Source organism: Microcoleus vaginatus PCC 9802 (assembly GCA_022701275.1).
Taxonomy (GTDB): domain Bacteria; phylum Cyanobacteriota; class Cyanobacteriia; order Cyanobacteriales; family Microcoleaceae; genus Microcoleus; species Microcoleus vaginatus_A.
Window position 1 is genome coordinate 5058719 of record CP031740.1, and the last position, 13926, is coordinate 5072644.

The 13926-nt window shown below is 44.7% G+C and carries 9 protein-coding genes and 2 pseudogenes; 7 read left to right on the top strand and 4 right to left on the bottom strand.

Going from position 1 to position 13926, the window contains the following annotated elements; translation table 11 throughout:
• Positions 1-95: 95 nt before the first annotated feature.
• Both D0A34_20670 and D0A34_20675 read right to left on the bottom strand, forming a co-directional pair.
• Complete coding sequence (locus D0A34_20670; protein UNU20950.1) at positions 96-1004, bottom strand: hypothetical protein; 909 nt, start codon at positions 1002-1004, stop codon at positions 96-98.
• 55 nt (positions 1005-1059) lie between these two features.
• A complete protein-coding gene (locus D0A34_20675; GenBank protein ID UNU20951.1) occupies positions 1060-1629 on the bottom strand; it encodes a tetratricopeptide repeat protein in 570 nt (189 codons plus the stop codon).
• A 172-nt stretch (positions 1630-1801) separates the two neighbouring features.
• Between D0A34_20675 and D0A34_20680 the strand changes: the two are divergent.
• A pseudogene (locus D0A34_20680) lies at positions 1802-2544 on the top strand (SDR family oxidoreductase).
• A 309-nt stretch (positions 2545-2853) separates the two neighbouring features.
• Here the strand turns inward: D0A34_20680 and D0A34_20685 are convergent.
• A pseudogene (locus D0A34_20685) lies at positions 2854-5014 on the bottom strand (serine/threonine protein kinase).
• A 337-nt stretch (positions 5015-5351) separates the two neighbouring features.
• Here D0A34_20685 and msrP point away from each other — a divergent pair.
• The 6 genes from msrP (at position 5352) to D0A34_20715 (ending at position 12726) form a co-directional block, all read left to right on the top strand.
• Entirely contained in the window at positions 5352-6335 is a 984-nt protein-coding gene (gene msrP, locus D0A34_20690; protein ID UNU20952.1) for a protein-methionine-sulfoxide reductase catalytic subunit MsrP, read from the top strand.
• 266 nt (positions 6336-6601) lie between these two features.
• Positions 6602-7264, top strand: coding sequence for a Uma2 family endonuclease (locus D0A34_20695; GenBank protein UNU20953.1), 663 nt, complete (start codon positions 6602-6604; stop codon positions 7262-7264).
• Positions 7265-7316: 52 nt separating this feature from the next.
• Positions 7317-8156 (top strand): hypothetical protein, encoded by an 840-nt coding sequence (locus D0A34_20700; protein ID UNU20954.1) that lies wholly within the window; start codon positions 7317-7319, stop codon positions 8154-8156.
• Between the two features lie 2 nt (positions 8157-8158).
• Positions 8159-9412 carry a hypothetical protein gene (locus D0A34_20705; protein ID UNU20955.1) on the top strand — a complete coding sequence of 418 codons (1254 nt, stop codon included), beginning with the start codon at positions 8159-8161 and terminating at the stop codon, positions 9410-9412.
• A 3-nt stretch (positions 9413-9415) separates the two neighbouring features.
• A complete protein-coding gene (locus tag D0A34_20710) occupies positions 9416-10615 on the top strand; it encodes a hypothetical protein (protein UNU20956.1) in 1200 nt (399 codons plus the stop codon).
• Entirely contained in the window at positions 10612-12726 is a 2115-nt protein-coding gene (locus D0A34_20715; protein ID UNU20957.1) for an Lhr-like helicase, read from the top strand. Before D0A34_20710 ends, D0A34_20715 begins: the two co-directional genes overlap by 4 nt.
• Positions 12727-12793: 67 nt before the next feature.
• On the opposite strand, the gene miaA is transcribed toward D0A34_20715, so the two are convergent.
• On the bottom strand, positions 12794-13717 hold the full coding sequence (miaA, locus tag D0A34_20720) for a tRNA (adenosine(37)-N6)-dimethylallyltransferase MiaA (protein ID UNU20958.1): 924 nt from the start codon (positions 13715-13717) through the stop codon (positions 12794-12796).
• Positions 13718-13926: the final 209 nt, after the last annotated feature.

Genomic DNA, 13926 nt, shown 5'->3' on the forward strand with positions numbered 1-13926 from the left:
TTTATGTTTCCCAATCATTTAGAATACCGAGATACCCGACTTCTTCAAGAAGTCAGGTATCTAATTAGACGTAGGACACGGTTGGGCCTAAGCCCCTACTGCACTTCTTCAGTCAGCCCCAGAAATTTTTGTGTTTGTTGAGTAATACCAAATACCCGATCGCCATGACAAAAGATTTCCCAGGCGCGAATTCCCATAAAACCAATACCTGCAACCGCCAAGGGCATCGCTGCGGCACCTAAAAGCGCAGCAATGGGGGGAAATATCATGCACAGTGTTAACAGAATGCCAGTAATAACACCGCCAGCAATGCCAGCTTTGGCGGTGGCGGTGGCGACTTGTTCCACTAACTCTGACTGGGTAATTTTCCCTTCAACGCACAATAGCGAGTTTTCTAAGATAGAAAATATTAACTCAATTACTGCTGCGGCGATCGCCCCTTTCATTGCAGCCCCAACAATTTCAGCAACTGCTGCTTTAAACGCTGCATCCGCTAAAACTTGCTTAGCGACTGCTAATTCTGCGGCAGTCATGTCTGCACCACCACGAGCACGATTCACCCAAAAATATTCAAAAATCCCGTTAGCAGCTTCGCTTCCGCCTCCATTGACGTGTGCTTGGATGTGACTCCAATCTTTATCTTGACAGAAGTTGCGAATTGCTTCTGGGCCTTGTGCACGAATTTGGGCGGGTATGGATTCAAATACTTTTGCTGCTTCTTGAACATTTCGCATTCCGTCACGCACCCCTGCCCTAGCAAATTTGGATTGCAGATTTGTTGGCAGGTTCTCAAAACGGATGTTATGTGCTATTTTAAAAGCTTCTTGAGTGGCGATCGCCCCGGCACTAACCATTGAACTTGGCGCTGATTGTACCCACCCCGTTAATATAGTTGCACTTTCCTCAAATTTTGCATCGATTTGGTTGCCTAAGTTTTGGATCTCGGCAACACTTTTTTGTACTTTAGCCGTTAGGAATTCGAGCGGATTATGGTTAATATCCATGTTGCTCCAGCTTGCATCGTTAATGATTGAATTATTTTGACTATAACATTCCTCTTCAGTAAGTGTTATTGTTTACTGAATTGCTTCTAGCTTCTAACTCCGGCTGTAAATTTAGAGCTTTTTTTTGATAAAATAAACCTTCATTAATTCGCCCTTCCTCTTCCAAACTTTTGCCTAAATTCCAATAAGCGACGGCTAAATCTGGTTGAAGAGCAATAGATTTTTGATAGTAAGTTATGGCCTCATCGAGCTGGCCTTGTTTGTAAAACATACTGCCCAAGTTAACATAGGCTTCGACAAAATTAGGATCAAATTCTATCGCCTTGGAGTAGGCGCGAATGGCCGCGCCTATTTTGCCTTGGGCTTGCAGGATATTGCCTAGAGTTTTGTAGGCGGCGGGGAAATTCGGTTGCTGGCGAAGTGCTTGGTAACATGAGGCGATCGCCTCTACATATTTCTGTTGCGTATAATAAATTTCAGCTATCTTGTTGAGTGCGATCGCACTATCCGCTTGAATGGCTAGTAATTTTTGATAGTAAGCGATCGCATCCTCAAGTTTTCCTGATTTCTGGAGGCTCTCGCCCGTTGACAAATACTGCTCTGCTAACTCGGAATTTACGGTCATAGATTTTACTTTAACAGCCGACACTACTTTACCACAACTGTTAGTTAGCAACCGCGATTTCTAGGAATATTCTGACTATTTTAGATCTTAAATTTGTTTCTGTACCAGAATGCGGAAAAAAATAGTATGATTATTTTGAACCAGCATCAACGCTAATTGCAGAGGATATCTCATGCCATCACTAGCAGGAAAAGTGGCAATTGTGACTGGTGCATCGCGAGGAATTGGACGCGCGATCGCCCTGCGATTATCCCAAGAAGGCGCATCAGTGGTCATCAACTACGCCAGAGGCGCAGAACAGGCCAAAGATGTTGTGTCAGCGATTGAAGCAGCAGGCGGCAAAGCATGAGCCGCGCAAGCCGATGTCAGCAAAACCGAAGAAATTCGCGATTTGTTCGATCGCACTCTGGAAACCTATTCACAAGTCGATATTTTAGTCAATAATGCAGGAGTAATTCTTTACAAACCTGTAGGGGAAGTTACCGAAGCAGAGTTTGATAATCTGTTTGCAATTAACGTCAAAGGCAGGTTTTTTGCTGGTCAAGAAGCTGCTAAACGCATGGCGGAGGGAGGAAGAATTGTTAATTTTTCCAGTTCGACAACGCCGATAATGATGCCCGCTTACGGGGCTTACGTGGCGACAAAAGGTGCGGTAGAACAGCTAACTCGATCGCTGCTGGCTAAGGAATTGGCCATCGCCAAATTACAGTCAATGTCATTTCTCCGGGCCCAACAGATACAGAACTCTTCACTGTTGGCAAAACCGCTGAACAAATACAAAGATTTACTCAAATGGCTGCTTTGGGAAGACTTGGAAAAGTTGAAGATATTGCCGATGTGACGGCTTTTTTGTACAGCGAACAAGCCCGCTGGATTACTGGACAAAATATCCGCGTTAACGGCGGCATTGCCTAAAGATATACTTCAGTCAGCTTGCAGTGGACTTCGTTTGTATAGCAGCAATGTCAAGAGACTGTTGGTTAATCAACCAGGGGTTTCACCACTTATCCCTAAAAATGGTAGATCTGGAGTAAATGTCTAATTGACCATATAGCTGTTAATTACCAAGAGCGAACGCAAATGCTGCGTTCCCGAGGTGGGGGGTAACACCCCCGGCGAAATCGCCAACAGTCTCTTTCAATCGCCGAGTTTAAGAATCCTCAACCAAAATCTTTGATTTGGCTGGGGATTCTTCAAATTTGATGGGGCGGACAATCAAACAAATCAAGGAGACAGCCGCCATACTTTAATCGTGTCGTCAAAACTGCCACTGATCAGAGTTTTGTCTTGAGGATTAAAAGCCAATTCCACCCAAGTAGAATGACCCTTCAGCGTGCCGGCGATTTCACCCGAACTCATGTGCCAGAGCTTGATAGTCCCGCTCAAATCGGCGCTAGCGAGCTTGTCTCCGTCTGGACTGAAAGCTAGAGACTGAATTCGATCGGCATGACCGTTAAAAATCACTTCACCCGAGGGTGCGGGCCCGTGTTCCTTGGTGATATCCCAAACCCTCACCGTATTGTCCCAGCCCCCACTGCCCAAAATTTTACCGTCAGGGCTGACAGTAAGAGCCGAAACAGCATCTACATGACCCATGAGAGTCGCTTGGAATTCCCCAGTCTTCCAATTCCACAGCTTGATAGTACCGTCGCCATTGCCCGTAAAGAGAGTGTCTTTATAGGGACTGAAAGCCACCGACTGCACCTGGTCAAAAACTCCTTTGAGAGTTTCCAACTCGGCACCGCCTTCCACTTGCCACAGCTTCAAAGTATTATCCTTACCAACGCTGGCGATGGCTTCGCCGTCTGGACTGAAAACGACCGAGAACACGCCATCTGTGTGTCCGTCCAAAGTCTGAATTAACTTGCCAGAATAGAAATTCCACAATTTAATCGTACCGTCAGCGCTGCCGCTGGCGATCGTCCTGCCGTCGGGACTGACGGCCACCGACCACACAGGCCCCAAATGTCCAGCTAAAACCTTGAGTAGCTTGCCACGACGCTTGTGTAGCAGATGAATTGTGCCGTCGTTATTCCCGCTGACTATCACGCGGCCGTTGGGAGCAACTGCTACCGCCCAAACCGGGTTTTTGTCTTGATCCGCCAGAGTCCGCACTGCGGGCCGGGAGTGCGATGCCTCACCGTTGAAATCCTGCATCGGGGGCGGATTGAACCGAATTTCGGGAATGGTAGAAACAGGCTCAGAAGAAGTGAAAGCCTGCGGTGCTGGAGATGGCAAGCGAATACCCAGCAGTACGGACAGCAGGGCAACCGTACTTGCTCCCCACATGGCTAAAGTCCACTTGGGTTTGCTGAGAATCACGTCTACGGGTGCCGGGCCGTATTTCATGTCTGTGAGAATTGCCTCGGTCGAGCGATAGCGTTTTGATGGTTCTCGCTGCACCATTTTATCCAGGATGCGGCCGAGTCGCCCCGAAACTGGTACTTTCAAATAATGCCTCCAGGCCCAACTTTCGGCTTTGATGTCAAACAAATCAAAGGGCGACATTCCCGTTAACAAGTGAATGCAAGTGACGCCCAAACTGTAGATGTCGCTGCTCTTAATCGCTTGACCTTTAATTTGTTCCGGGGCCGCGTATTCCGCAGAACCTGTCACCGTTTCTGTTTTCAGTGGCCCGCTGTTTGCCGGAATAGCCGCGCCGAAATCGACTAAAACTAGCCCAGAGGCACTTTCCTGGGACAGGAGATGTAGATCCTCTTTCCCTGCCAAAGCTGGGGAGACTTGGGGAGTTTTGCGGTGAATAATATTCGACGGTTTGATATCTCCGTGAATCAGTTGATTTTCGTGAACAAATTGCAGGACTGGCAACAATTCGCTCAGCAGATACCAAATTTGAATTTCTTTAACAACACCTTTTTCTGAAAGCCGATCGGCTAAATTGCGGCCTTCGATGTATTCTTCCACTAAATACTGGCAACCTTCGAGTTCAAAAGATGCCAGCAGTTTCGGTATTTGCGGATGTTTCCCCAACTCGTCGAGAACTGAGGCCGAGCCGCGAAATGTCCGGTTTTGCTGTGTGCGACCGTCGGCGACTGCCGCGGGCGCGCAGAACTGTTGAATGACGCAGCGGGGTTGCGAAGGTTGGTCTTCATCGACTGCTAAGAAGGTGCGGCAAGTGAGACTTTGACCGAGGGTGTGAAAGACTCGGTAGCGGCCTTTTAGCAGCAAGTTCGACTCGCAACTTTTGCATTCTGTCGCGCGATCGAGATTTTGGGGATTCTGGCAATGGGGATTGGTGCAGTAACTCATTTGTCTTGCCGCTGGAGACCCCCGTCCGACATTATTGCTGGTGGGGGAGGAAAGCGGGGCGGTGCGTGCCGCTTCCTGTGGACAAATTAAATAATTGGAATCTTTGCTTGATCATAATTGTTTCCCAGATTTTCGCCACAATTGCTTCGGTCGATCGCGCGTAAATAATTGCTGACTTTCCTGCGAGCGAGGTTTAATAGGTCGATCGATTGCTCGCGCGATCGAGTGCTCGGCGGGATTTGCTGTTACAGAATTACGTTATACTGTCATTGCGAATACTTTCAGTGCGATCGCAAGCATTGCCAAAGCAATCGCGAGGCATTGCCAAATATCCGCGATTGTTTGTTCTATGGAGTCAATCTCAAACCTCCAATCTCAAATCTCAAATCGACTAACAGATTAAAACTTCGGCAACTTTTGCCAAACTAACTACTAACTTTTAACTATTACTTATGCCGTTAATTCGCGTTCCCAAACCTTGGGAAATTCTGGAACCCCAAATTACCCCAGAAACAGCATTTCTCAACCGCCGCCGCTTCATGACAAATTTAATTGGCGCCGGCGTGACTGCTTCGCTGCTGCCGCTGACCGGCTGCCAAAGCAATACTAGCTCAAAAACTGCTCTCGATCAAAGCTCAACCCAAGCATATTCGGAATTGAGCCGGAATCCCGCCTTTGCGAAAGTCGATCGAGCGATTACCGACGAAGCCTTAGCTACAAAATACAACAATTTTTACGAATACGGCGGCACAAAATCTATTTGGCAAGCCGCTCAAGCTTTGCCAACAGAAAACTGGAAAGTAGAAGTAGGCGGTTTAGTAAAAAATCCCCGCACTTATGATATTGACGACCTCTACAAAAAATTTCCTATCGAAGAACGAGTTTATCGATTTCGCTGCGTAGAAGCCTGGGCGATGGTAGTTCCTTGGGTCGGGTTTCCCATGAAATTACTGATGGCTGATGTCGAACCGCAATCAAAGGCTAAATTCGTTCGCTTCACCTCATTTTACGATCGCAAGATAACTCCCGGCCCCGGTTTGATGTCGCAATTTTATCCTTGGCCTTATACCGAAGGTCTGCGGGTCGAGGAAATGGCTAACGATTTAGCATTTTTTGCCACAGGCTTGTATGGCAGAAAACTACCTAAGCAAAATGGTGCGCCGCTGCGGCAAGTGATTCCTTGGAAATACGGTTTTAAGGGGGCTAAGTCGATCGTAAAAATTGAATTTGTCGAACAACAGCCCGCCACTTTTTGGAATACAATCGGCCCCAACGAATACGCCTTTGAAGCAAATGTGGAACCCGACAAACCGCACCCCAGATGGTCGCAAGCCAGCGAACGGATAGTCGGCCCCGGTAACAGTTGGTCGTGGGAAACTCGCCCGACTTTGCCCTATAACGGTTACGGCGAATACGTGGCGAGTTTGTACAGTTAATTAAGTACGCGAGATGTAATTTGAGGAACCGGCTTGTCGGCTTGTTCCTCAAATTATTAATTTCTCTCTTTTCTCTTTCTCGGCGCCCTCTGCGTTCTCTGCGGTTAATAAAAAAAAACTTTTTTGTTCGCTCTAGGAAAATGAAATACAGGACACGGCAGTGCCGTGTCCCTACGCGATACCTGCACTATGTTTGTAAATTTTACCTTAAATTTGCAGTCGATCGACTACAATAAAAATTGATGAAGCTACCAAGGAATTGTTAAATGGTAACAACAACATCAACTCCCGTAGAGCAGCAAACTACCCCAGAAAACCGAGTTATTTTAAAAGGTGTCAGTTGGTCAACTTTTAAAGCATTGCTGGCAGATGTTGGGGACGATAGAGCTTGGAGAATTGCTTACGATGGAGGAGTATTAGAAATCAGGATGCCACATCTAGAACATGAAGTTCCGAAAGGACTGATAGAAAGCTTTATTGAAGCTACAGCAGACGAGCTAGAAATCGAAGTGATGAAAGCTGGTTCTCTGACTCTGGAACGGGAAGATTTAACTCGTGCTGTCGAACCTGATACTTGTTTCTACATTCAAAATGAAGCCAGCGTCAGAGGTAAAAGAGATATCAACCTCCCAGAGGATTTGCCGCCTGATTTAGCAATAGAGTCGGATTACACGAATTCTTCAGTTAATAAAGATTCCATATATGCTGCTCTTGGTGTTCCCGAACTTTGGAGGTATCGGCGGGAATCTCTGCAAGTTTATCACCTTGTAGATGGGAAATATGAAATGTGCGATCGCAGTTTAGCTTTTCCTTTTTTACCGATTGCAGAAATTCCCGGTTTCATCGAACAAAGCCGAACAGTCGGACAGCGTGCGGCAGTGCGTTTGTTTCGGCAAAGAATTAGAGAGATTTTGCCTAGTCAAAGTTAACCTCAAGTTATATAATACAGCATATTGCACGTCTATTTTGTAAAATTTACCTATGGTTGAAATCAATCCTTTCCCTGAAAATTTTTTAGAGCAAGCCAGAGAGCAAGCAGCCTCCACCACCCAAAGAGAAAAAAAACTCCAAGCAGATTTGGAAGAAATGAAAGACTTTCGCAAGGTATGGGAGGACCTTAACCTATTCCTTCATAAACAGTGGCCGCTGCACTGCCTGGATTTATTAGATAAGCACAAGCCCCTTATAGATAGGATTAGGGTTGATCAGTCCCCTGAAGTTTCCCTACTGGATGATATTTATCGGGTAGCCAAAGAGCGGGCTGAAGAGCTTAAGCCACATCGGTTTCCAGCCTATTTAGAAAAAGCTTGTCAGGCGACTAGCTTACAGTTAGATCAAGACAGTCGTCATCCCCGCTACAAGTTTGAGAAAGGATTCTTTCAGCTTGATATAGATGACAAAAAAAAAACAGCAAGCTTGTCTAACTATGAATCATCAAAAATGGTTGAATTCCCTGCTGACATAGGAGCTATAGTTGAGGTTGTACAACGAGAACACAAGAGGATTTTTGGGCGAACTTTTGATGGCAAAAAGTTTCTTAAAAAGCTCCTATCCCAATATTTGGCAATACTAAAGAAAGATAAACTATCAGATGGCTCAACCATTCCTATTCGCAATATCACGCAACGTCTCGGAAAGAACGAAAGTGGATTTCGTACAGATGAATTCCTCATCGACCTTTCACGGCTGGTTGAGCAAGGGCCAATAGAGATTGATGGCTGCCGTCTGGAATTACAACAGACGAAAGAAACTAATCAAGGAATGCTTCTTCACATAGAGCAAAAACGCTATATCGGTTTCATGTTCTTTAAAAAGGTGTAATTATGGCTCAGCGCATTGCTACTCAGGTTGTTGAGTCACTTCGCAAAGGTACTCCACCCCAGCGTGGTGTTGATTTATATTCGGTAGGAAATGAAAAATTAATCGCAGGGATTAAAAAATTTCATTTAAGCGGTATAGAAGAAAAGGGAATCATCCGTTTTATCAGCGGTTCGTGGGGAGCCGGAAAAACCCATTTCTTTAGGTTGCTTCGGGAAGTCGCCTTTCAAAATAACTGCCTAGTCTCTAATGTACAGTTGGATAAAGCAGCAGCTTTAAATAAGTTTGAGAGCGTTTTTTATTCTATTTTGCGGAATATTTCAACGAGATCTTACTTAACTGAAAACGAAGCAGCACCCTTTGGGCAAGTTTTAAAAGAATCTTTAGCTTATTTATCTACAGGCAATTGTAAAGTTAGTAACGAAGTTTCCTACGAGGATTACGTTAAAGCTAGAGAAGCTCTGATTCTCGATAGGAGCATTGATATTGATTTTAAAAAGATGATTCAAAAATACTGGGAAACTTTTCTGCCTGAATCCCCCGATCTAGCTCTTCAAGAACAAAATAGAGCTGAAATTCTCCAATGGTTCAGTGGAGAAGGTAGCGTGGCCATGTACCGGAAGCGATTTGAAGTTAACAAAATTGTTAATAAAGACAATGCGAAACTAATGCTACAATCCCTTGCTGGATTTGTGAGACTTTCCGGCTACAAAGGATTACTCATCCTGTTTGATGAGGCTGAACAGGCTTACTCTATTATGCGTAAATCCTCTCTACGGGATGCTCACAACAATTTGTTATCTCTGATCAATAATATTGAAGCCCTGAAGGGTCTGTTTCTCATCTATGCAACCACACCTGACTTTTTCACAGACCCCAAACACGGAATCATAACCTATGGAGCTTTAGAAGGACGAATCGGCAAGCCAGAGCAACAACGTCAACCGAGAGCATTAGATACTATCTGGAATTTTGATCAGGTAGTAACAGAGCTATCAGACTATCAGAGTGCGGCTAAGAAAATCCTGAGTATTTATGCAACTGCTTATCCAGAAGCGACACGAGAATTACCTTCTGAAGTAAAAGTTGAATTTTTTGTAAAAGAACTTTATGAAATTCATCCGGCCCTCAGTGGTGTTCGCTTTTGGCGCGTCCTAGTAACAGCTTTGATTACACATTTTGATGACCATCTTGAAGGAGAAACCAGGTCAGCGGAAACTATATACGACGACGTAATGGATCATCTTAGGGAGGAATAATCGGTGAATGTAGAAGTGCAGCGAGTCATTGAATCTCTTCGTCTTGGAATTCCCCCTGATGGTCATGTACGCTACTTCACAGTAGGTAGACTGTCAGAGATTACGGAGCTGACCGCTAGGCTTCAACAAGGAAAAACCGATGCGCTATTGCTAAAAGCTAACTACGGTTCTGGCAAAAGTCACTTGTTGCGATTTATCCGTGAAACCGCTTTAAAAGCAAATTTTGCTGTTAGTTCCGTAACACTGGATGCTAAATCTGCTGTCCGTTTCAATCGCATGGATCAGATGTTGGGTGCAGTCTGGCGTGGTTTAGAAATTCCAAACAACTCTGAAGATAGAGGTGTCCGCGCTTTCTTCGACTGGGTTTGCGAACAAGCACGTGAGAGTAAAGGAACAGCAGGTAAGCAATGGCAAAAAATAACGAATAACGGGCAATGGGATTTTTCTCAATCCCTTGAATCTCCAGCTACTTTTATTGCCTTGCGCGCTTGGATGAGCGGAAGAGTCAATAAATATTTAGTAGAGGATTTGCTGTTTCAAAAAAGTAATTATAAGACACAGGATCTTTATCAAGAGTTGATACATAAAAGCCGGATGTGCTACCGAAAAGAACTAGAATTAACTCGCACAATTAAGTGGCAAAACTATACAACAAAGGCACTTTTGTTTGACTTTAAATCTCAAGGTTACGCTCAGTCTTGGGCAGCAATTAGAGATATTCATACCCTTGCTTGTGCTTCGGGAATGAGGGGGATTATCATACTTTTCGATGAATTTGAGGATGTTTTATCTAACATTACAAATATAGCCCATCAAGAAATGGCATTTCAAAATCTATTCCAGTTTTTTGCAGGTCAGCAATTTCAGGGCATGAGTTTTTTTGCTGTGACACCAGAATTTGTCAGCAAGTGCAGGAAGCGTCTGATTAGTAAGGGTCGGTGGGATTATGACTATGCTCAATTGGATAGGCTTTCTACCTTTGAAATGAGTCCCCTAGAGATCAGTCAGTTACAAGAGTTAACCATAAAGATTAAGGAGTTTCATGGAATTGCTTATGGATGGGATACTAATTCATCGGCTATTGAACTAGGTCTGAGTGCGGTTGTCAAAAAAAATGGCTCTATTGCAGTTCAAGACCGTACTCGTCAAACGATTAAAGAAGTTGTGAAGTTTTTAGACCGACAGCTTGAGGAAATAGAATGAGTAGCATTGAATTGTTAGAGCGCCGTGTTGCTTCAGCATTTTATGGAAGTTTTACAACTTTGCGTCCGGTACAAGAAGCTGCTATTGAACTGCTAGTAAAGGGTCAAAATATTGTCCTCTCTTCTGGTACGGGTTCTGGGAAAACTGAGGCTGTTTTGGCTCCGTTGCTAAGTCGTTATTGGCGAAAAGCTGTCACAACTGAAGCCTTGATTCTGATTTATATTGCCCCTACGAAGGCACTGGTGAACGATTTAGGCAAGCGGCTGTATCCGCCATTGGATAAATTGGGACTTCGTGTTGGCATACGTCATGGCGATCGCGATGATTTAGTATCTGGGCAAACACCCCATGTTCTACTAACAACGCCAGAATCGCTGGAAGTGCTACTTTTCCGCAAAGATGCAACTTTACAAACAGTTTGCGCTGTAGTTATTGACGAGGTGCATCTTCTCTACAACACGCAGAGAGGATTGCAACTATCTGTCCTACTTCAAAGACTCCAACAAAGCTTAGGACAAGAGTTGCAATGGGCTGCCTTATCTGCAACAGTGGGGAGACTTTCAGATGTGCGCGATTTCTTGTTTGGATCAGCAGCTAGTGCTGAATTCCTTCAATTTCCTGCTCATCGTTCTATTGATGCCCATGTGCGGCATATTGCTGATGAAGCCAGCTTTCTGAAGCTCATTTGCAAGTTGACAGCAGGGAGACAGACTAAACTATTGATCTTTACTAATTCTCGCCGAGAATGTGAACGGTTAGCAGGAAGTTTGCAGCATGAAAAAAGGTTAACTTCCCTCATTTTTACTCATTACTCATCTCTCTCGCCAGAAGTTAGAGTGGAAACTGAGGAAAAATTTACTGCTGCAAGAACTGCGATATGTATTGCTACCAGTACATTAGAACTTGGTATTGACATCGGTGATATTGATGCTGTGATTCTTTGGGGATTACCCAGCGGGGTTGAATCATTCCTACAGCGAATTGGTCGCAGTAATCGACGCGCCAATAAAACAAATGTTATCTGCCTAGTACCGGATAATTCCGATCATATAATCTTTGAGTCGTTGCGTTTTATTGCTCTTGTCGATGCAGCGAAAAAAGGTGAGTTACCCATTCGCTCTCCCTATGAATTATTTGGAGCGATTGGGCAACAGTGTCTCAGCGTCATTGCATCGGATGGTGGTCGCTTCACTAGAATTGCAGAATTGTGCAAGCTATGCGATCACCGAGAGTATCTAGATCGCTCATCTATCGAAACAATACTTGGTGAATTAGCCAATAATAGTTATCTTCAGCGTCACGGTTTCAAAAATCAATATGGTGCCGGTGCAAACCTGTACAAGCTTGTCGATTATAGAATAATCTACGGAAACTTTGGTTCGGGGTCTCAAACTATAGAATTATGTTACAAATCTAAAGTTTTAGGTGAAGTTCCTGCTGAGAACTTACTCAGAGTTAGACCAGGAATGCTGGTACGTTTTGCAGGTAAAATTTGGCGGGTACGCAAGGCTTCGATGGCAGGTATCCTTGTTCAACCATCATCTGAAAAAGGTAGTGCCATTGATTTTACCTATGGGGGTAGAGGAATTAGCACAGATGCTTTTGTTTGCGATCGTGTCTGGCAAATCATCCACAATGAGGAATTGCCGAGTGAGGTTTTAACCCGGAGCCTACACGAAAGTTTAGAAAAAGCGAGAGATAACCTGCGAAGGATTTGTCGGATTGACCAAATTCCCTATATTCGTTCATCTAAAGGTATCCGCTATTTTACATTTGGAGGTTACTTGGTCAATAAGGCTGTAGCTCTGATTAATAAGCAACTAGATTACAAAGCTGATGATGTTTCGCTGCTGGTAATATCACCCATTAACTGGGCATCTATTCCCACAGAAGCACAAGCCTACGAATCAGTTTTTCATCGGCTGTTAGAGACATCTTCTGAACGATCTATTTATCAAACATTGCTACCTGCTGAGCTTCAATTGCGCGAATTCCTGCAAGATTGGTTAAGAAATGAGACAGTCCGCAGAGTATTGGTGAGATTGGCTCATTCTGATCCGGTGCTCGCCTCTCCTCAAATAGAAGTTTTATTTCCGGCTACTTATCGCTGAAAGGTTCAATATGATCTCACAGCTTTCTTAGATCATGGTCGTCCTCACTACGAACTTATTAACAGGATTATGTGCGATAGGCAAAATCTTCTTTGACAAATTGCTGCACTCTCTGCCAAACTCGCTCCAATAAATCTGGTGCGCTAACATCAAACCATTCAATTTCAGGATACGCTCGAAACCAGGTGCGCTGTCTCTTCGCAAATTGCCGCGTGTGCAAAATTGTTAATTCTTTGGCTTCTTCAAGCTTAATCTCGCCAGCCAAATATTGTTTCATTTCCTGATATCCCAGCGTGTTCAACAGTGGCAAGTCGCAGCCGTATTTTTTACACAAATATTCTACTTCAGCAATCCAACCGCGTTCTAGCATTTGTTCGGTGCGCTGTTTGATCCGATCGACCAAAACATCGATCTGGCAATCCAACCCTATTTGTAAAATAGGATAATTGGGAGGATTTTCGCCCTGCTGTTCGGAAATAGAGCGACCCGTGACATAAAATACTTCCAGTGCTCTTAAAGTTCTTACTGGGTCATTGAGGTGAATTTTCTCAGCGGCAGAGCGATCGACTTGCTGCAACATCGCGTAACATTGAGATTGTCCGAGTTCTGCAAGTTGCGATCGCAATTCGGGCATCGGCGCTACCCTCGGAATTTTCAAACCGCGCACGATCGATTTAATATATAAGCCTGTCCCTCCCACCAACAACAGAGGAGGAGACAGGGGAAAATCGACATCAGCAATTAATTTTTGAGCTTGCTGCTGGTACTCTGCTAGTGTCAGAGTTTCTGTCGGATCGCAAATGTCAATTAAGTGATGCGGTACACAAGTGCGATCGACCGCCGTCGGTTTTGCGGTTCCGATGTCAAATTCGCGGTACACTTGACGGGAGTCCGCACTCAGGATCGAGGATTGCAGTCGCGAAGCCAAAGCCAAAGCCACTCCAGACTTCCCCGTCGCCGTCGCCCCGCAAATCGTAATTAATCTAGGCATAAGCTGTCGCACATTTCCCTCTAAAAACTCTCAAATCCTCTCCTCTCCATGCTTTCTTCTCTCTCCATCCACTGATTCACCGCGATCGGGCTGGGCAGTCGCTAAGTAATCTCAAAACTATTCCCCTCCCTCCCCCTAATAAATTTCCCTTCAGAAAGCCCTAGCATCGCCTTTAACGGTTTTGTGCTATAATTTTAGGAGTTTTCCCA

What these genes read in the sequence shown, in the direction of transcription:
- D0A34_20675 (UNU20951.1), bottom strand. Translation starts at nt 1,629, where the DNA reads ATGACCGTAAATTCCGAGTTAGCAGAGCAGTATTTGTCAACGGGCGAG.
- msrP (UNU20952.1), top strand. Translation starts at nt 5,352, where the DNA reads ATGCCGTTAATTCGCGTTCCCAAACCTTGGGAAATTCTGGAACCCCAA.
- D0A34_20705 (UNU20955.1), top strand. Translation starts at nt 8,159, where the DNA reads ATGGCTCAGCGCATTGCTACTCAGGTTGTTGAGTCACTTCGCAAAGGT.
- miaA (UNU20958.1), bottom strand. Translation starts at nt 13,717, where the DNA reads ATGCCTAGATTAATTACGATTTGCGGGGCGACGGCGACGGGGAAGTCT.
- D0A34_20715 (UNU20957.1), top strand. Translation starts at nt 10,612, where the DNA reads ATGAGTAGCATTGAATTGTTAGAGCGCCGTGTTGCTTCAGCATTTTAT.
- D0A34_20700 (UNU20954.1), top strand. Translation starts at nt 7,317, where the DNA reads ATGGTTGAAATCAATCCTTTCCCTGAAAATTTTTTAGAGCAAGCCAGA.
- D0A34_20695 (UNU20953.1), top strand. Translation starts at nt 6,602, where the DNA reads ATGGTAACAACAACATCAACTCCCGTAGAGCAGCAAACTACCCCAGAA.
- D0A34_20670 (UNU20950.1), bottom strand. Translation starts at nt 1,004, where the DNA reads ATGGATATTAACCATAATCCGCTCGAATTCCTAACGGCTAAAGTACAA.